This is a genomic window from Pseudactinotalea sp. Z1739 (genome assembly GCF_049725055.1).
Taxonomy (GTDB): domain Bacteria; phylum Actinomycetota; class Actinomycetes; order Actinomycetales; family Beutenbergiaceae; genus CALKWS01.
Genome location: NZ_JBMPQA010000003.1, coordinates 97,625 through 116,320, shown reverse-complemented (window position 1 = coordinate 116,320; position 18,696 = coordinate 97,625). Strand labels below are relative to the sequence as shown.

The window sequence follows — 18,696 nt, the reverse complement described above, 5'->3', positions numbered from 1 at the left end:
GGATGGCCGCCGGTCCACAGAGCGCAGCCGCCGCGACCGGTGTCCACAACCACTCGGGCGGCCCCGGCACGGGGTGGGCACGGCATCCCACAGTGGGTGCACCGCACCCGCCGACCGTGTGGGTGCAGGAGGGAGAGAACCATGGCCGAAACCCACGTCGGGGCCGAGCTCCGGCGCCGGTGGTCGGCGGTGCGACGCACCACCGATGCCGGGATGGCCACCGCTGAGTACGCCATCGCCACCCTGGCGGCGGCTGCGTTCGCCGGGGTGCTGCTACTGATCCTGCGTTCCGATGAGGTGCGCGGATTCCTGATGGGCATCATCCGGCAAGCGCTCTCGGTGGCGGGCTGACCCATGGCCCACCACCGACGAGCAGCGCAGCGGGGTTCGGTGACCGCCGAGCTCGCGTTGTGCCTGCCGGCAGTGCTCCTGGTGCTGTTGTTGGTGGTGACCCTGGGGGCGGCGTCCGTGGCGCAGTTGCGTTGCACGGACGCCGCTCGCGCCGGGGCCCGGGCGGCAGCCCTCGGGCACAGCCAGGCCGAGGTGCACCGGATCGTGGCAGACCGGGCAGGTGACGGCGCCGCGGTGCGGATCGATGCCGGCCCGGAGTGGGTTCGGGTGCAGGTCAGCCGGCCCCTGGTGAGCCAGTGGTGGGGAACCTGGCGCATCAGTGCGGAGTTCTCCGCCGTCCCCGAACCCAGCGCCGAACCGTGACCGCCGCGCAGGGCCGGCAGGGATCAGCGGCGCACCCCGGACCGGAGGGGGCCCGCCTGGTCCGGGCGGAACGTGCTCGGGCAGGGCCGGGCCGAGGCGACCGGGGCTCGGTGACCGTGCTGATGCTCGGGGTGATCTCCGTGGCCCTGGTCCTGGCCCTCGGCCTCGGCGCCCTGGCCCGGTCCACCAACGCCCAGGCCCGGGCGCAGGGCGCTGCCGATCTGGCCGCGCTGGCCGCCGCGCACGAGTACGCCCGCAGTGGCGTGCCCGGGTGCCCGGTGGCTGCCCGTGTGGCGGCTCGGCACCAGGTGCAACTGACCGAGTGCCGGGCCGTGGGACCCCTCGTACAGGTCCATGTGGTGGTGTCCCTCCAGCCGCTGCCGGGATGGCGAACCAGTGCTCACGCCGGGGCGCGGGCGGGACCGGTCGGCATCGACCCGGGCGGCGCACGCGCTACCTCCCGCCTCCCGCGCGGTTCACCCCACCTCCCGGCGCCCGCGAGCCTTCTGCGACAGGTCCGCCCTTTGTGACAGGCCCTCGCCGGCTCCTGCAGAATGGATGGTTTCGACCACGGCGGGAGGCCAGCCATCGACCAGGAAGGCAACAGGAAGATCCGGCATGGCGATCTGGGTGAGGTCCGTCTGACCGGCGCACGTTCGCGCCTGAGCGCTGCTGCCGGCCTGACCGTGGGCGCGGTTCTGCTGGTCCTCGCGACAACAACGGTCGGGCTCGTGTTCGTTCCCGGCCCGGGCGTCGGTCTCGACCTCACCTTGCTGTCGCGGTGGTCCTCGTCCGGTCCCGGCACGATCACCGCCGCCGGCGTGCTCTCAGGCCTGGCGGACCGGTCGGTCTCGGTGGCGCTGACCGTGGTCGTGGTGGGCGTGTTGTGGTGGCGGACCCGGCGACCCGACCTGCCTGCGGTCGCGCTGCTGGCGCTCGCGGGCGGGGCGGTGCTGATGGCGGTGACCAAACTCCTCGTCGACCGGCCCCGCCCGGGGGAGGCGGCAGAGACCGCCACGTTCTCCGCTTTCCCTTCCGGTCACGCAACCCGGGCGATGGTGCTCGGGTTGCTGCTGGCCTGGTTGCTGGTGCGGTGGCGGCGTAGTTGGCGGCGGTTCCTCCTCGCCGCGGGAGTCCTGGCCCTGGCGGTGGGGGTCGGACTCACTCGAGTGGTCCTGGCGATGCACTGGCCCACCGATGTGGTCGGAGGCTGGATGCTCGGGGCGGCCTGGTTCGCGGTGGTGCTCCTCGTGCTACGACCGGCCTGCACGGGCCCGCCCCGGGCCGGCCGGCACCCAGCCGCAGCCGGCTGAGGCTGCCTGCTCCGGCGCTGCGGACCAGTGGATTGCGAGGCGCTCGCCACCCACCGCCGTCGGGTCCCTGAGACAATCACTCAGGTGACGTCCGCAGCAGCCGAGGTGGTGTTGGCCGGCCGGGCCGACCGGTTGGTCCACCTGCACCAGATCCCGGCCCGGCCGGCCCGGCACGGCACCTGGCCCACCTGGTCCGACCCCCAGATGGTCGCCGCCTATGCGGCTCGTGGCGTGCACGACCCCTGGACCCACCAGGTGGAGGCGGCCCAGGCTGCCTGGGAGGGCAAGCACGTGGTGCTGGCCACCACGACCGGTTCGGGCAAGTCCCTGGCCGCCTGGCTCCCGGCGGTCTCGGCGATCCGCGCACCCGTCGGCACCGGGCGGATCTCGCAGCTGCGCCGCCGGCCCACGGCGCTGTACCTGAGCCCCACCAAGGCCCTGGCGGCCGACCAGTTGCACGCCCTGAGCGGGCTGCTCACCGACGGGGGTATCACCGATGTCCGGGCGTCCACCTGCGACGGGGACACCCCGCTGCCGGAGCGGGACTGGGCCCGGGACTACGCCGACATCGTGCTGACCAACCCCGACTTCCTGCACTTCGCGATGCTCGGGGCGCACCGCCGCTGGGACCGGTTGTTGCGCGGCCTGCGCTTCATCGTGGTGGATGAGTGCCACGCCTACCGCGGGGTGTTCGGGGCGCACGTGTCGCTGGTGCTGCGCCGGTTGTTGCGGATCGCCTCCCGCTACGGCGCGGAGCCGCAGGTGATCATGACCTCGGCCACCACCGGGGACCCAGCGGCCACCGCGGTGCGGATGCTGGGCGTGGATGCCGGGCGGATCCACGCCGTGGTCGACGACGGCGCGCCGAGCGGGCGGCGCACGATCGCCCTGTGGCAGCCGGCCCCGGCGCAGTTGCCGTGGAGTGAGGAGCAGGAGAAGGACGACGACGAGGGCCCCCGCCGCTCGGCCCTGGCCGAGGTGTCCGAACTGCTGGCCGATCTGGTCGGCGCGGGCCACCGCACCCTGGCATTCGTGCGCTCCCGGCTCGCCACCGAGGTCGTGGCCCAGCACACCCGGGAGCACCTGCACCTGGTCGGCGCCGACATAGGACCGGGGGCCGTGGCCGCCTACCGCGGCGGCTACCTGCCCGAGGAACGGCGCGACCTCGAACAGCGCCTGCGCACCGGTGACTTGCTGGCCCTGGCCACCACCAACGCCCTGGAACTGGGGGTCGACATCGCCGGGCTGGACGCGGTGCTGATCGCCAGCTGGCCCGGGACCCGGGTCTCGATGTGGCAGCAGGTGGGCCGGGCCGGACGAGCCGGCGCCGAGGGGCTGGCGGTGCTGGTCGCCAGCAACAACCCGCTGGACAACTACCTGGTGCACCACCCCGAGGCGATCTTCGAGGCCGATGTGGAGGTCACCACCTTCGACCCGACCAACCCCTACGTGCTCGGCCCGCACCTGTGCGCGGCCGCCGCCGAGGCGCCCCTGACCGCCGAGGACCTGCCCCGTTTCTCCCTGACCGACACGGCCGTGCTCGATGCGTTCACCGCGCGGGGCCTGCTGCGCCGCCGGGCCGGCGGGTGGTACTGGAACTACGACCGTCCCGAACGACCGGCGGACCTGACCGACCTGCGCGGCGGGGGCTCGGCCCAGGTGCAGGTGGTCGAGGCCGACACCGGCAGGGTGCTGGGGACGGTGGATGAGACCCGGGCCGATGCCAGCGTGCACACCGGGGCGATCTACATCCATCAGGGCCGCACCTTCCGGGTGGAGGTTCTCGCCGACGACGTGGCCCTGGTGGTCGAGGCGGACGTGCCCTACCGCACCCGCGCGCGCACCGACAAGGAGGTGCGGGTGGTGAGCACCCGGACCTCACGCACCTGGGGGCCGGTCACCTGGGGGTTCGGCGACCTGGAGGTGGCCTCCCGAGTCACGGGGTATGACCGGCGGCGTCTGCCCGGTATGGAGATCGTCGGCTCCTACCCGCTGGAGATGCCCGAACGCACCCTGGCCACCACCGGATGCTGGTGGACCGTGCCCGAGGACGTGCTCACCGAGGCGGGTGTTGGTCCCGGCGAGGTGCCCGGCGCGCTGCACGCCGCCGAGCACGCCGCGATCGGGCTGCTCGGGTTGATCGCCACCTGTGACCGTTGGGACATCGGGGGGCTGTCCGCGGCTCTGCATGCCGACACGTTCGCGCCCACGGTGTTCGTCTACGACGGCCTCCCTGGTGGCGCCGGGTTCGCCCAACGCGGTTTCGAGGCCGCCCGCACCTGGATCAGCGCCACCCGGGACGTGATCGCGCACTGCCCCTGCGCCACCGGTTGTCCATCGTGCGTGCAGTCACCCAAGTGCGGAAACAACAACTCCCCCCTCGACAAGGCCGGGGCGCTGCGGGTGCTCGGCCTGCTGTGTGACGTCGCCCCCTCGTCGTGAGCCCGGCGCCGGGCCGGTGGCCGGTGAGTTCTATCCGGTCTCGGTCTCCACCCAGGCACGTACCTCGGCGGCCGTCTCGGCAGCGGACCGATCCGTGGTCTCGAACCGCCGGTGGCCCAGTCGCTGTAGCAGGGCGGTCGCCCCGGGGGCGACGCCGTCGTCGGCTGAGTCCAGGACGTGGTGCTCCAGATCGCGCACATTCTGGTCCGACCACTCCAGGTCCCGCTTGGATGGCTTGGCGTCCAGCCGGTCCTGCCCGTGGTTGCGTGCCAGCCGCACCGACAACGGCGCCAGCAACTCGGCCACCCGCACCGGCGCGCCCACGTCGCGGTACGGCTCGGTGATGTGTTCCACGTACCGCGTATCGCCAGGATCGGCGAAGTCCCAGACCACGGTGAAGATCAGGTCCAGCCCGGCCTCGGCGGCCTCTTCGATCACCCGGCGGCGGAACTCGAGGTCCAGGGTGGTGAACGGCGGGGTGCCGTAGCCGAACACCTCGAGTAACGGTTCGATCGTGTGGTGGTTGTGGAACAACCGGAAGTCGCTGGTGGCAGCGATCCGCCGGCCGATCGTCATCTTCCCCACGGCCGGGGGACCGGTCAGGAGCAGGAATCTCATGGCGCCATCGTGGCCGCTGCCGCGGTGTACGCCAACAAGATTCGGGCCCTCGACAATGGGATGGTGAACCGCCAGGGCGCGCCCCTGCCGGGAGTGGCGTACGCACCATCTCCGGGCAGATAGACTCGGCCGGATCCATGTCCGGTTGGACGTGCAGCCGGACACAGTTCGTTGCCACTCTCATAGAGGAGAATGCATGCCCACGCTCGACACCACGAGCATTGTCATCGTGTCGGTGATCGTGCTGATCGCACTCGCCGCGCTGGCGATCGCTGCGGTGCTGCGCGGCCAGGTTCTGGCTGCTCATGACGGCACCCCAGCCATGCAGTCCATCGCCCAAGCGATCCAGGAGGGTGCTCGGGCCTACCTGTATCGGCAGTTCAAGACGCTTGGCCTGTTCGCCGTGATCGTTTTCGCCCTGCTGTTCCTGTTGCCCGGGGACCTGGGGGTCAAGGTGGGCCGGGCCGTCGCCTTCCTGTTCGGAGCCGGTTTCTCGGCCGCGATCGGCTACCTGGGAATGTGGTTGGCCACCCGCGCCAATCTGCGGGTGGCCGCGGCTGCCACCCGGCCCGGTGGCAACGTCGAGGGCGCCCGGATCGGAATCCGCACAGGTGGCGTGGTGGGCATGAGCGTGGTCGGACTGGGCCTGCTGGGTGCCGGGGCGGTGGTGCTGATCTTCGGCTCCGACGCACCGTTGGTGCTCGAGGGCTTCGGCTTCGGCGCCGCGCTACTGGCGATGTTCATGCGCGTGGGCGGCGGGATCTTCACCAAGGCCGCCGACGTGGGAGCGGACCTGGTCGGCAAGGTGGAGCAGAACATTCCCGAGGACGACCCCCGCAATGCCGCCACCATCGCCGACAACGTCGGCGACAACGTCGGGGACTGCGCCGGAATGGCCGCGGACCTGTTCGAGTCCTATGCGGTGATGCTGGTGGCCGCCCTGATTCTGGGCCGGGCCACGATGGGTGAACAGGGCCTGATCTTCCCGCTGATCATCACCGCCATCGGCGCGCTGGTCGCCGTCATGGGTGTGTTCATCACCCGGGTGCGGGGCACCGAATCGGCCCTCGCTGCCATCAACCGTGGTTTCTACCAATCCGCGTTGGCCGGTGCGGTGCTGGGCGGGGTGGCCGCGTTCATCTACCTGCCCTCGACCTTCGCGGACCTGACCCCCGGCAGCGTGGACCTCAGCACCCACCCCGGAGACCCCCGCCTGATCGCCGCTCTGGCTGTGCTGATCGGCGTGGTGCTGGCCGGTGTGATCCTGTGGGTCACCGGTTACTTCACCAACACCACGTCCAAGCCCACGGTGCACGTGGCCGAGACCTCCCGCACCGGCCCGGCCACCGTGGTGCTGGCCGGTATCGGGGTCGGGTTCGAATCGGCCGTGTACACCGCCGGCATCATCGCCGCGGCACTGTGCGGGTTGTTCCTGCTCGCCGGCGGTTCGGTGTGGCTGTCGCTGTTCCTGATCGCGCTGGCCGGTTGTGGACTGCTCACCACCGTGGGAGTGATCGTGGCGATGGATACCTTCGGGCCCGTCTCCGACAACGCCCAGGGCATTGCGGAGATGTCCGGGGACGTCGATGAAGCCGGCGCCCAGATCCTCACCGACCTGGACGCCGCGGGCAACACCACCAAGGCCATCACCAAGGGCATCGCGATCACCACTGCGGTGCTGGCGGCCACCGCACTGTTCGGGTCCTACGCCGACTCGGTCAGCGCCGCGATGCGTGATCTGGGCGTGGACGTCGGTGCGATGCACGACATCGTCGCCTCGATGATCTCCTACGACATCATCTCCCCGATCACCCTGGTCGGGGTGATCCTCGGCGCGAGCACCGTGTTCCTGTTCTCCGGCCTGGCCATCGACGCCGTCACCCGCGCCGCCGGGGCGATCGTCTACGAAGTGCGCCGCCAGTTCCGTGAGATGCCCGGCATCATGACCGGCCAGACCCGCCCGGAGTACGGCAAGGTCGTGGACATCTGCACCCGCGACTCCCTGCGTGAACTCATCACCCCCGGTCTGCTCGCCGCCTTCTCCCCGATCGCCGTCGGCTTCGGTCTGGGCGTGGGGCCGCTGGCCGGGTTCCTCGGAGGTGCGATCGCGGCCGGTGTGCTGATGGCGGTCTTCCTGGCCAACTCCGGTGGCGCGTGGGACAACGCCAAGAAGATCGTCGAGGACGGCGCGCACGGCGGTAAGGGTTCGCCCGCACACGAGGCGGTGGTGATCGGTGACACCGTCGGTGACCCGTTCAAGGACACCGCCGGTCCGGCGATCAACCCGCTGATCAAGGTGATGAACCTGGTGGCGCTGCTGATCGCCCCTGCCGTGGTGGCGATGAGCATGCCCGCGGATGCCAACCACACGTTGCGCATCGGGATCGCGGTTGTGGCGGCCGCGATCATCTTCGCCTCGATCATCATCAACCGGTTGCGGGCTGCCAAGTCCGATAAGGACATGGCAGCCCAGTCCGGGGAACCGGTCCACAGCCCGCGCTGAGCAGGCCCGGCCGCGCGCGTCGGCGGCTCGCCCGAGGCGCGCGGCCGGCTCCGGGGCTGCACGTCGACCACTACGTCGGGACAGCCTGATTGGGTGAGCCGGGGCTACTTGGGTGAGCCGGGGCTACTTGGGTGAGTCGGGGCTACTTGGGTGAGTCGGGGCTACTTGGGTGAGTCGGGGCTACTTGGGTGAGTCGGGGCTACTTGGGTGAGTCGGGGCTACTTGGGTGAGTCGGGGCTACTTGGGTGAGCCGGGGCTACTTGGGTGAGCCGGGGCTTCAGGCACGCCCGGTCGGCGGCAACTCGGTGGTCACCGGCTCCTGCGTCGTCGTCGGTTCCTGCGTCAGGGCACTGTCGATGCGCACCCCGGTGCGCACCCGCAGCACCAGCACCAGCCCGGCCAGCAGAACGGTGGCGATGCCGAGGATCCCCCAGTGCGAGGTCTCGGTGCGCGAGGCCGCGCCGGTGAACCACACCCCCAGCAGGATCGCGCTGGAGTAGGCGGTCGGGGCCAGGAAGCTGACGGCCCGCCCGGTGGTGGCGTACAGGCCGAAGAACTCCCCCTCCTTGCCCTTGGGGATGAGCCGGGACAGGAATGTGCGCGAGGCCGACTGCACCGGGCCCACCCAGATCGCCAGCAACAACCCGAACACCCAGTAGATGATCTGGCCGTGGTCGTGGAAGATGAAGATGATGATCCCGGAGGTGATCATCATGACCAGGGAGACCACGATCAGCTTCTTCGGGCCGAACCGGTCATCGAGCGGCCCGAAGGCGATGGTGAATACTCCGGCCACCACATTGGCCACGATCCCGAAGATGATCACGTCCCCCGGCGAGAAGCCGAACACCGTGGCAGCGACCACGCCACCGAAGGTGAACACCCCGGCCATGCCGTCCCGGAACACCGCCGAGGCGATGAGGAAGAACACCGTGTTGCGGTCGGTCTTCCACAGGTGGGCGATCGTGCCGAACAGCCGGCGGTAGGAGTCGATGACGGCGAATCGTTCCTTCGGTGGGCGCGGCTCACCAGCGGTGCGACGCATCACCCAGAGCACCGGGAGCATGAAGACCCCGAACCACGCAGCGGCCAGCAGCATCGAGATGCGCACGTCCATCCCGTTCTCGCTGGTCACGCCGAACAGACCCACCTCGGGGTCGATGAACCCGAAGAAGATGATCAGCAGCAACACGATGCCGCCGATGTAGCCCAGTCCCCAGCCCAACCCGGAGACCCTGCCGATGTTCTTCGGCGTGGACAGGTCGTTGAGCATCGCGTAGTAGTTCACCGAGGCGAACTCGAAGGCCACATTGCCCGCGGCCAGCAACAACAGGCCCAACCACAGGTACTCCGGTGCCGGGGCCACGAAGAACAGCCCGGCGGAGGCGATCACCACCAACGTGGTGTTCAGCCCGAGCCAGAGCGTGCGCCGGCCGGTGCGGTCGGCGCGCTGGCCGCTGATCGGGGCGAACACCGCGATGAGCACCCCGGAGGTGGCCAGCGCGAAACCCAGGTTCGTCTCGGCGTTCTCCCCGAAGGCATCGGAGGTGATGTACACGGTGAAGACGAACGTGGTGATCACCGCGTTGAACGCCGCCGAGCCCCAGTCCCACAGCGACCAGGCAAGCACCGGCCAGGACAGGGTGCGCAGCGGCCGCCGGTCCCCGGGCGTGAACGACCGGCGCCGTGGTGAGGCGGCGATGGCGGAACTGCTGGCGTCGGTGCCGGCCCGGTGGTGCGGGCGCTCATCCTGTCCGCCCGGCCCGGAGTGGGTTGTCATATCAAGCACGGTATCGTCCGCGGCGGTCGTTGCGGTGGAAGAATGAGGTCCGGCCGTGAATTCACGAATGAACCACGGGGAGAAGGGAGCGCTGGTGGCCGATCAGCCGCATCCACCGGCGCCCACGGCAGATCCCGTTCTCATCGCCGAGCTGCGCCGCGACCTGGCCACCACCAGGTATGAGGTGGGTCATCTCGGCGAGATCGTGGGTGAGGTGGCCATCGCCGCGCTGGACCGGGAGGAGCCACTGCCGGCCCGGGACGCCGCTGCGGCGAGCACCGAACCCGCCGCGGCGCTGATGCGCCTGTTCACGCTCGGGCAGGAACTGACCAGGACCGAACTCGACCGTGCCCTGCCCGCGGTGGGGGCCGACGGCGCAGCCCGCCTCGGTCTGGTCCGCGCGGCCGGGCAGGGCGCCGGCGATCCGGTGCGCGCGCAGGTCGACCTGCGACCGGTCAGCACCGGGGAGCACTCGTGGTGGCTGGCCTCGGACCAGGGGGAGGCCGTCACCGGAGCGGTGCTGGACACCGAGCACGTGCTCGGTGTGGGTGCGGCAGGGCGGACCCTGGCCGAGATCACGGTCCCCACTCCCGTGCGCAGGGCGTTGGACCTGGGCACCGGATGCGGCATCCAGGCCCTGCACGTGGCCGGATTCTGCCCGGACGTGGTGGGCAGCGACCTGTCGGCGCGCGCGCTGGCCTTCGCCTCCTTCAATGCCGGTCTCAATGGAGTGGGCCTCGACCTGCGCGCCGGGGACATGCTCGCGCCGGTGGCGGGGGAGACGTTCGACCTGATCGTGTCCAACCCGCCGTTCGTCATCACCCCCCGCACCGAAGCGGCCCCCATCACCTACCGCGACGGGGGTCGGGGCGGCGATGACCTCATCGCCCACCTGGTGCGCGCCCTGCCCGAGCACCTGGGGCCCGGGGGCACCGCGCAGTTCCTGGCCAACTGGGAGATCCCGGCCGGCGGTCGTTGGAGTGAGCGCCTCGAGGCCTGGACGCGGGACCTGGACGTGGACGTGGACGTCTGGGTGATCCAGCGGGAGCAGGTGGATCCGGCCCGGTACGCCGAGACCTGGTTGCGCGACGGCGGTCTCACCCCCGAGCGGGACCGGGAGGGCTGGGAGCACGCATACCGGACCTACCTGCGGGACTTCGCCGCGCGTGATGTCGGTGCCATCGGGTTCGGGTACGTGCTGCTGCGCCGCCGCGAGACCGGCGGGGGCATGCGTGCCGTGGAGAGCACCGCGGATGGCGGCGGTCGCGGTGGCGAGTTCGCTCCAACGGGCGGGCCGTGGCGCCGTTTCGAGGAACTCACCACCCCGCTGCCAGCAGGTGCCGGGGTAGCCATCGGCGCCACCCTGGACGCCGTGCCCGCCCTGGCCGGGGACGTCCTGGACCGGCGCTATCTCGTGGCCTCCGATGTCACCGAGGAGCGGCACTACCGGCCCGGCGAGCCGGACCCGGAGGTGATCGTGCTGCACCAGGGCGGTGGTCTGGGACGCAGCCTGCGGGTCTCGAGCCATACCGCGGCACTGGTGGGTGCCTGTGACGGGGAGCTGGCCGTCGGGCAGATCATCGGTGCCCTCGCGGTGCTCAGCGAGGAGCCGGTCGAGGCGGTACGCGCCGAGGTGGCACCGATGGTGCGCGAGTTGGTCCTGGACGGCTTCCTACGCGCGGTCTCACCCTGAGCCCGGTCCCGCCGCCTGTTCCCGCCGCGCTCTGCCACCCCCTCCGGCACCCCCTATCTCGCCTCAGACCGTTCTCAGTGGGGGGTCCGGCCCGCGCGGCGCCGCTGCACTTCCAGCTCGAGGCCGTCCAGCAGGGCGTGGAGGCCCAGGGCGAAGGTCTCTTCCCACCCGCCGTCGAAGGTGTCCTCGGCCATCCCGGCCATCGTGGGGTAGTGGCCCGACTCCACCGCCTGCACCAGCAGTGGCAACTGGAACTCCCAGAACTCGCCATCGCTGACCCCGGACTCCTCAGCCGCCTGCTCGTAGAGGATCTCCTGCCGCGCGGTGCCGGTAACGTACCCATCCAGCAGGGACATCACCATGACCTTCTCCTGGTCACTGAACGGCATGTCGGCCAGCCCGGACATCAACCGCTCCATGCCGGCCAGGCTGTGCGGGCCGATCGGAGTACGCGTGGAGTTGACCTGCAGCAGCCACCGGTGGTGCAGGTGCAAGGCGCGTCCCCGCCAGGCCCAGGCCTCCAGGACTTCGCGCCACCCGTCGTCGGGCGTGGTGGCGGCGTCCTCCGGGAGGACCTCGACGGCGTCGAGCATCAGGTGGAGCAGTTCCGTCTTGCCCGGAACGTAGCGGTACAGCGCCATCGGGCTCGTATTCAGTTCGGCGGCGAGTTTGCGCATCGAGAGCGCGTCGATCCCACCGGCGTCGGCGATGTCGATCGCTGCGGTGACGATCTGGTCCAGGGTGAGGCTGGGCCTGGGTCCTTTGCGGGTCTCGGGGAGCCCTTCCCACAGCAGCCGCTGGCTCACCGCGAGAGGATTCCGTGCCGCCTGCTCCTCGCTCATCATGCACCCCGTTCGCGCGCGTTGCCGTACGTGCGGCAACTCCCTTGACTTTCTGAGGACACCGTACGCTATAGTCTCCTGCGGACACCGTACGCAGAATGTGAGGCGCCCCTATGACTCATCCCGAGACCGCGGTGCGGGCCACCGGCCTGATCAAGCGGTACAAGAACACGCTCGCCCTCGACGGGGTGGACCTGGCCGTCCCCGCCGGCACCGTGCACGGGCTGCTGGGGCCCAACGGTGCCGGGAAGACCACCGCGGTACGCATCCTCACCACCCTGACACGGCTGGATGAGGGGCAGGCGGAGGTGGCAGGCCTGGATGTCCGCACCCAGGCCCGGCAGGTGCGCCAGCGCATCGGCCTGACCGGTCAGCAGACCGCCGTCGACGACCTGCTCACCGCCCGCCAGAACCTCACCATGTTCGGCAGGCTGTTCCGGCTGGACAAGAGGGCCGCCCGCCGTCGCGCCGATGAACTGTTGGAGATGTTCAGTCTCACCGAGGCAGCCGCCCGGGTGCCCAAGACCTTCTCCGGAGGGATGCGCCGGCGGCTGGACCTGGCGGCCAGCATGATCCTGGCGCCGCAGGTGCTGTTCCTGGACGAACCCACCACCGGACTGGACCCGGCCGGACGCCGGGAGGTGTGGCAGGTGGTACGCGACCTGGCGGTACGGGGCACCACCGTGCTGTTGACCACCCACTACCTGGACGAGGCAGACCAACTCTGTGACCGGATCAGCGTGATCGACCATGGCCGGAACATCATCGAGGACACCCCCGCCGGGCTGAAACGCCGGATCGGAGACGAGCACCTGGAGGTCACCGTTGCCGACCCGGCCGACCTACCCGTCCTGAGCGAGGTTGTCTCCACGCTGATCGGCGCGTCACCCGCCGTGATCGAGAGCACTGGGACGGTGAGTGTGGCGGTCTCCGACGGCGTCCAGACCCTGACCGCGGTTGCCGCCGAGGTCCGCGCGCACCACATCGAGATCGCCGACATCGCCCTGCGCCGACCCACGCTGGACGAGGCGTTCCTGCACCTGACCGGCGACCGCCCCGTACCTCAGAAGGAGGCCGTTCGATGACCACCCACACGCCCGTAACCGCCCACGCGGCGGTAGCGATCGACGATTCGCCGGCCGGACGCCTGCGCTGGGCGCTCAAGGACTGCTGGACCATCGTGCTGCAGGAGTTCATGCACCTGGTGCGCCAGCCCTCGACCTTCGCCTGGCAGCTGGGCATGCCGGTGATGATGGTTCTGATGTTCGTGTACGTGTTCGGCTCGGCCATGGACGTCACCGGCCAGGGCGCGGGGGAGGGGTACATCGACTACGCCATGCCCGGGCTGTTCGCGATGACGATGGCGTTCGGGTTCATGAACACCGCCTTCGAGGTCACCCTGAAGAAGGAGAAGGGGTTCATGGACCGGTTCCGCTCGATGCCGATGTCCTCCTCGGCGGTGGTCACCGGGCGCGGGATCGCCGACATCATCCATGCCGCGATCGACCTGACCATCATCGCCGCGCTGGCGTTGATCATCGGGTGGCGCTCCGGCGGCAGCCTCGTCGCGACCCTCGCGGCCTTCGGGCTGCTGCTGTGGCTGCGGCTCGCCCTGATCTTCGTGGGCGTGTTCCTGGGCCTGCGGTTGAAGAACTCCGAAGCGGCCGGGAGCCTGTTCGCGGTGGCCTTCCCGATCGGTTTCATCTCCTCGGTATTCGCCCCGCCGGAGATGATGCCCGGTTGGCTCGGAGCGATCGCGGCATGGAACCCGGTCTCCTCCACCGCCAACGCGATCCGGGAACTCTTCGCCACCCCCGGGGCGGGGGAGGGGGAGGCCCAGTACTGGATCGACGGCCACGCCCTGGCCGGAGCGGTCGGCTGGCCAGCCCTGCTGATGGTGATCTTCATCCCGTTGGCGATCCGGCAGTTCAAGAACCTGAGCAAATAGCCACCGCGCCCACCGCCCGGAGAAGGGATGCTCCTCGGGGCGCGGCCCGCCGCGAGATGATCGCTCCACGCCATGTCCCCATCCCCGGTCCCCGCGAGCTACCGTGGGCCCGTGTCCACCGCCACCACACCCGGGCAGGGCCGGTCCGCAGCGAGCATCGCCCGAGGCCTGTTGCCGCCGTTGCTCCTGGCCGCCGTCACGGTGGTGGGGCTGTGGGCCACCTGGCGCGTCTTCGTGCTGTGGCCCACGGGCCAACTCGTCGACGACGCCGCCTGGCAGGGCAGCCAGTACGGACGGGACCGCCTCGATGCCCTGGTCGAGCCGGTGGTCCGAGTCATCTCCGAACCGTTCCTGGTGCTGGCGGCCCTGGTGGTATTCGGGGTTGCCGCCATGCAGCGGCGCTGGTCGATCGCGATCGCCGCCACCGTGATGCTCGGCGGAGCGAACGTCACCACCCGACTGCTCAAGGAGTACCTGCTCACGCGCCCGGACTTCGGCCTCACCGAACGACCGGTGAACACTCTGCCCTCGGGGCATACCACCGCCGCAGCAACGGTGGCGGCCACGGCACTGCTGATCGCTCCGGCGCGATGGCGTGGCCCCGTCGCACTGGCCGGTGCCGCCTACGCCGGGGCCACCGGGGTCGGCACCCTGGTGCTCGGCTGGCACCGTCCCTCGGACATCGTGGCCGCCTACGCGGTGGCCGCCGTCTGGTACTTCCTCGTCGAAGCAGCCCGGGGGTTGCGGTTGCGGCCCCTGCCCCGCGGATACGGCGAAGCGCCTGCAGGCAACGCCTCGGCGTGGTTGTGGTTCATTGCCGGAGCGGGGGTACTGGTCGGGATCACCGGCGGTATCCTGACGTTCACCCAGGTCCCCGGGGTCGACTTCTCCGCCCAGGTGCTGGCCTACCTGACTGCGGGGGCCGGCATGATGGGCGTGGCTGCCCTCAGCATGGCGGCGATGTTGGGGATGCGCCCCTATCACCGCCTGGACAGCCCCTGAGCACTGGAGGAAGTGTTGGACCGTTGAGTCTTGCGATCGTTGGTCACCGCGGTGCCATGGCCCATGAGCCGGAGAACAGTCTCGCGTCGTTCGCGCTCGCCGAAGCGGTCGGGGCCGATGAGATCGAGCTGGACGTACGGCTCAGCAGCGACAGAGAACTCGTCCTGGTCCACGATGAGACGTTGGATCGCATTGCCGCCGATGGCGCCGGCCGCGGACTCGGACCGGTGTCGGCACTGACGCTCGCCCAGTTGCAGAGCGTCACACTCGATTCGGGGCGGGGCGTGGTCACGCTGGACGAGATGTACGAGGCGACTCAGGTGCGCATTCAGCTCGAGATCAAAGACCCCGCCGTCACGCCGCACCTGGCGGAGTATTACGCCTCGCGTCCGCAGCACGCGCGCAGAACGATCGTGGCGTCCTTCTGCGCCGATGTGACCCGCGCGGTCGCCGACCTCATCCCGGGTGTCGGCCGGCAGCTCATCACGGAGGCGATCGCCGGTGTCGAGCATCATGATGGTGGTCTGTGGGGCGTGCTCGAGCACGCGAGGGCCACACGTCTGGCATGCGGGTTCGGGGGCGTGACACCGCGACTGGTCGAACAGCTCGGCGCGGCGGGCATCGAGGTGCATCTGTGGCCGGTGCGGACCTTGGACGACATCCGCGAAGCGATCGGCGTCGGGGCGGACGGGGTGACGTCGGACGATCCCGCTCGAGCGATCGCGTGGCGCGAGCAGGTGCTCGCGGAGGGACGGCAGCCCCTCGATTCCCGTCGGTGACACGACGGCCGTGTGCGGTTGCAGCGCAAGGTGTGGTTAGTATGCGCCCAGACGTGGATGTACCCTGCGGGACTGATCTACGATGCTGTGTCGTCGTCGTCCCGGCCGGAGCCGCCACGATCACCAGCTTAGCGCACCGGCCGAACCAGCCGAACGAATAGGCCGAACCGGTCGGGCCTTTGAGCCCCGTCCGTCCGACACCGCCCAGGGCGAAACGCCCGCACTCGAACCCTTCAGGAGCAACCGCGTGACAACCCCCGCACGCAAACTCGTCATCGTCGAGTCCCCCGCCAAGGCTCGCACCATCGCGGGCTACCTGGGCTCGGACTTCGAGGTGGAAGCGAGCGTGGGGCACATCCGCGACCTGCCCCAGCCCTCCGAGCTGCCCGCGGAGATGAAGAAGGGCCCGTACAAGAAGTTCGCGATCAACGTCGAGGACGGCTTTGACCCCTACTACGTGGTGGACGGGGACAAGAAGAAGAAGGTCACCGAACTCAAGAAGGCACTCAAGGCGGCCGACGAGCTCTACCTGGCCACCGATGAGGACCGGGAGGGCGAGGCGATCGCCTGGCACCTGCTGGAGGTCCTCAAGCCCAAGGTTCCGGTCAAGCGGATGGTGTTCCACGAGATCACCCGCGAGGCCATCCAGCGCGCCCTGGAGTCCACCAGGGAACTGGACACCCGCCTGGTCGACGCCCAGGAGACGCGCCGGATCCTGGACCGGCTGTACGGCTACGAGATCTCGCCGGTGCTGTGGCGCAAGGTGAGGCAGGGGCTGAGCGCCGGGCGCGTGCAGTCCGTCGCCACCCGGATGGTGGTCGAACGCGAGCGGGAGCGGATGGCGTTCCGCTCGGCCAACTACTGGGACGTGGTCGGGGAGTTCTCCGCCGCCCCGAGCGTGCAGGCCAAGAACGTCGACGGCGACTCCGGCGCCGTGTTCAAGGCTCGCCTGGTGGCCCTGGACGGCTCGCGCGTGGCTACCGGCAAGGACTTCGGTGACGACGGGGTACTGCGTACCGCCTCGGCGGTGCACCTGGATGCCGAGGCCGCCCACGCCCTGGTGGAGGGCCTGGCCCCGGCGAGTTTCGCCGTCCGCCGCGTCGAGGAGAAGCCCTACAAGCGCCGGCCGGCCGCGCCGTTCACCACCTCCACGCTGCAGCAGGAGGCCTCGCGCAAGTTGCGGATGAACTCCCGGGCAGCCATGCGCACCGCGCAGGCGCTGTACGAGAACGGCTACATCACCTACATGCGGACCGACTCCTCGGCGCTGTCCGGTCAGGCGATCAACGCCGCCCGGCGCCAGGCCGCCGAACTCTACGGCGCCGAGTACGTGCCGGATTCCCCACGGGTCTACGCCGGGTCCAAGGGGGCCCAGGAAGCGCACGAGGCGATCCGCCCCGCCGGGGACTCCTTCCGGACCCCCGCCCAGGTGGCCCGGGAACTCTCCGGGGAGCAGTTCCGGCTCTACGAGTTGATCTGGAAGCGCACCGTGGCCTCCCAGATGGCCGATGCCACCGGTTCCACCGCGACGATCCGGCTCGGCGCGTCGTCGTCGACCGGTCAGGACGCCGAGTTCTCCGCATCCGGCACCGTGATCACCTTCCGCGGCTTCCTGGCCGCTTACGAGGAGGGGCGCGACGCCGCGCGCTACGACGAGTCCCGGGACTCCGGCACCGATCGCCTCCCCCAGGTCGCGAGCGGGGACGGGGTGCAGGTGCACGACCTGCTCGCCGACGGGCACGACACCAGCCCGCCACCGCGGTATACCGAGGCGAGCCTGGTGAAGGCGATGGAGGAGCGCGGCATCGGCCGTCCCTCCACCTACGCCGCCACCATCTCGGTCATCACCGACCGCGGCTACGTGCTGCGGCGCGGGCAGGCGCTGGTGCCCAGTTGGCTGGCGTTCTCGGTGGTGCGACTGTTGGAGACCCACTTCGGGCGCCTGATCGACTACGACTTCACCGCCGGGATGGAATCGGACCTGGACCGGATCGCCGCCGGGCAGGAGGACCGGGTGGACTGGCTCACCGGGTTCTACTTCGGCCGGGGTGACGTCGAGGGACTGCAGGCCCTGGTGGCCGACCTCGGCGACATCGACGCCCGGGAGATCAACTCCATCGACATCGGTGACGGGATCACGCTGCGGGTGGGCCGGTACGGGCCCTACCTGGAGTACAGCGGCACCGGCGCGAACGGTGCGGCCGGCGCCGGCGATACCTCGGTCGGTGCCGATGAGGCCAAGCCGACCCGGGCCAGCGTGCCCGACGACGTGGCTCCGGATGAACTGACCGTGGCCAAGGCCCGGGAACTGCTGGAAACCGCCTCCGACGGCGACCGGGAACTGGGTACCCACCCCGAGACGGGCCGGTCGATCGTGGCCAAATCCGGGCGCTTCGGTCCCTACGTCACCGAGGTGCTGCCCGAGGAGGAAGCGGGTAAGACCAAGGGCGGTAAGAAGGTCAAGCCCCGGACTGCGTCGTTGTTCAAGGACATGGACCTGTCCACGATCGACCTGGACACTGCGGTGCGGCTGCTGTCCCTACCGCGGCTGGTGGGCACCGACCCGGAGTCGGAGGAGGAGATCTGGGCGCAGAACGGCCGGTACGGGCCGTACCTGAAGAAGGGCACCGACTCCCGCTCCCTGGAGAACGAGTACCAGCTCTTCGATCTGACGTTGGACCAGGCGCTGGAGATCTACGCCCAGCCGAAGCGGCGGGGCAGGGCCGCGGCGGCACCGCTGCGGGAACTGGGGGAGGACCCGGTCTCGGGTAAGCCGGTGGTGGTCAAGGACGGCCGGTTCGGTCCGTACGTGACCGATGGCAGCACCAATGCCACGCTGCGCAAGGACGATCAGGTGGAGTCGATCACCGCCGAGCGCGGCTATGAACTCCTCGCCGAGAAGCGGGCGAAGGGCCCGGCTCGCAAGCCGGCGGCGAAGAAGCCCGCTGCCAAGAAACCGGCCGCGAAGAAGCCCACTGCCAAGAAACCGGCCGCGAAGAAGCCCACTGCCAAGAAGCCGGCCGCGAAGAAGTCGAGCGCCGGCACCACGAAGTAATCCCAGG

Annotated in this window: 15 protein-coding genes; 12 read left to right on the top strand and 3 right to left on the bottom strand. The window is 70.1% G+C overall.

Translation table 11 applies throughout. From position 1 onward, the window contains the following. The first annotated feature begins 141 nt into the window (after window positions 1-141). The 5 genes from ACO0LV_RS04885 (at window position 142) to ACO0LV_RS04865 (ending at window position 4,469) form a co-directional block, all read left to right on the top strand. Window positions 142-351 (top strand): DUF4244 domain-containing protein, encoded by a 210-nt coding sequence (locus ACO0LV_RS04885; protein WP_424786751.1) that lies wholly within the window; start codon window positions 142-144, stop codon window positions 349-351. A gap of 39 nt (window positions 352-390) precedes the next feature. Beyond that, window positions 391-714 carry a TadE family type IV pilus minor pilin gene (locus ACO0LV_RS04880; protein ID WP_424786750.1) on the top strand — a complete coding sequence of 108 codons (324 nt, stop codon included), beginning with the start codon at window positions 391-393 and terminating at the stop codon, window positions 712-714. After that, a complete protein-coding gene (locus tag ACO0LV_RS04875; RefSeq protein WP_424786749.1) occupies window positions 711-1,244 on the top strand; it encodes an Rv3654c family TadE-like protein in 534 nt (177 codons plus the stop codon). The genes ACO0LV_RS04880 and ACO0LV_RS04875 overlap by 4 nt, the downstream gene beginning before the upstream one ends. A 24-nt stretch (window positions 1,245-1,268) precedes the next feature. Continuing rightward, entirely contained in the window at window positions 1,269-2,027 is a 759-nt protein-coding gene (locus tag ACO0LV_RS04870) for a phosphatase PAP2 family protein (RefSeq protein ID WP_424786748.1), read from the top strand. An 84-nt stretch (window positions 2,028-2,111) separates the two neighbouring features. Next, window positions 2,112-4,469 carry a DEAD/DEAH box helicase gene (locus ACO0LV_RS04865; protein ID WP_424786747.1) on the top strand — a complete coding sequence of 786 codons (2,358 nt, stop codon included), beginning with the start codon at window positions 2,112-2,114 and terminating at the stop codon, window positions 4,467-4,469. A 30-nt stretch (window positions 4,470-4,499) separates the two neighbouring features. Here ACO0LV_RS04865 and ACO0LV_RS04860 read toward each other — a convergent pair whose 3' ends face one another. Beyond that, a complete protein-coding gene (locus tag ACO0LV_RS04860) occupies window positions 4,500-5,087 on the bottom strand; it encodes a hypothetical protein (protein WP_424786746.1) in 588 nt (195 codons plus the stop codon). 196 nt (window positions 5,088-5,283) lie between these two features. Between ACO0LV_RS04860 and ACO0LV_RS04855 the strand changes: the two genes are divergently transcribed. Then, window positions 5,284-7,590 carry a sodium-translocating pyrophosphatase gene (locus ACO0LV_RS04855; protein WP_424786745.1) on the top strand — a complete coding sequence of 769 codons (2,307 nt, stop codon included), beginning with the start codon at window positions 5,284-5,286 and terminating at the stop codon, window positions 7,588-7,590. 277 nt (window positions 7,591-7,867) lie between these two features. Here ACO0LV_RS04855 and ACO0LV_RS04850 read toward each other — a convergent pair whose 3' ends face one another. Next, window positions 7,868-9,370, bottom strand: a complete 1,503-nt coding sequence (locus ACO0LV_RS04850; protein ID WP_424786744.1) for an MFS transporter — start codon at window positions 9,368-9,370, stop codon at window positions 7,868-7,870. Window positions 9,371-9,425: 55 nt separating this feature from the next. On the opposite strand from ACO0LV_RS04850, the gene ACO0LV_RS04845 reads away from it, so the two are divergent. Continuing rightward, entirely contained in the window at window positions 9,426-11,063 is a 1,638-nt protein-coding gene (locus ACO0LV_RS04845) for a DUF7059 domain-containing protein (RefSeq protein ID WP_424786743.1), read from the top strand. Window positions 11,064-11,137: 74 nt separating this feature from the next. Here ACO0LV_RS04845 and ACO0LV_RS04840 read toward each other — a convergent pair whose 3' ends face one another. Continuing rightward, complete coding sequence (locus ACO0LV_RS04840) at window positions 11,138-11,869, bottom strand: TetR/AcrR family transcriptional regulator (RefSeq protein WP_424786742.1); 732 nt, start codon at window positions 11,867-11,869, stop codon at window positions 11,138-11,140. A 149-nt stretch (window positions 11,870-12,018) separates the two neighbouring features. Between ACO0LV_RS04840 and ACO0LV_RS04835 the strand changes: the two genes are divergently transcribed. From ACO0LV_RS04835 to topA, 5 genes are all read left to right on the top strand, one after another. After that, entirely contained in the window at window positions 12,019-12,990 is a 972-nt protein-coding gene (locus tag ACO0LV_RS04835; RefSeq protein ID WP_424786741.1) for an ATP-binding cassette domain-containing protein, read from the top strand. Next, on the top strand, window positions 12,987-13,853 hold the full coding sequence (locus tag ACO0LV_RS04830; RefSeq protein ID WP_424786740.1) for an ABC transporter permease: 867 nt from the start codon (window positions 12,987-12,989) through the stop codon (window positions 13,851-13,853). The genes ACO0LV_RS04835 and ACO0LV_RS04830 overlap by 4 nt, the downstream gene beginning before the upstream one ends. A 111-nt stretch (window positions 13,854-13,964) precedes the next feature. Then, window positions 13,965-14,855, top strand: a complete 891-nt coding sequence (locus ACO0LV_RS04825) for a phosphatase PAP2 family protein (RefSeq protein WP_424786739.1) — start codon at window positions 13,965-13,967, stop codon at window positions 14,853-14,855. Between the two features lie 23 nt (window positions 14,856-14,878). Then, complete coding sequence (locus tag ACO0LV_RS04820; protein ID WP_424786738.1) at window positions 14,879-15,634, top strand: glycerophosphodiester phosphodiesterase; 756 nt, start codon at window positions 14,879-14,881, stop codon at window positions 15,632-15,634. Between the two features lie 247 nt (window positions 15,635-15,881). Continuing rightward, on the top strand, window positions 15,882-18,689 hold the full coding sequence (gene topA, locus ACO0LV_RS04815; RefSeq protein ID WP_424786737.1) for a type I DNA topoisomerase: 2,808 nt from the start codon (window positions 15,882-15,884) through the stop codon (window positions 18,687-18,689). Window positions 18,690-18,696: the final 7 nt, after the last annotated feature.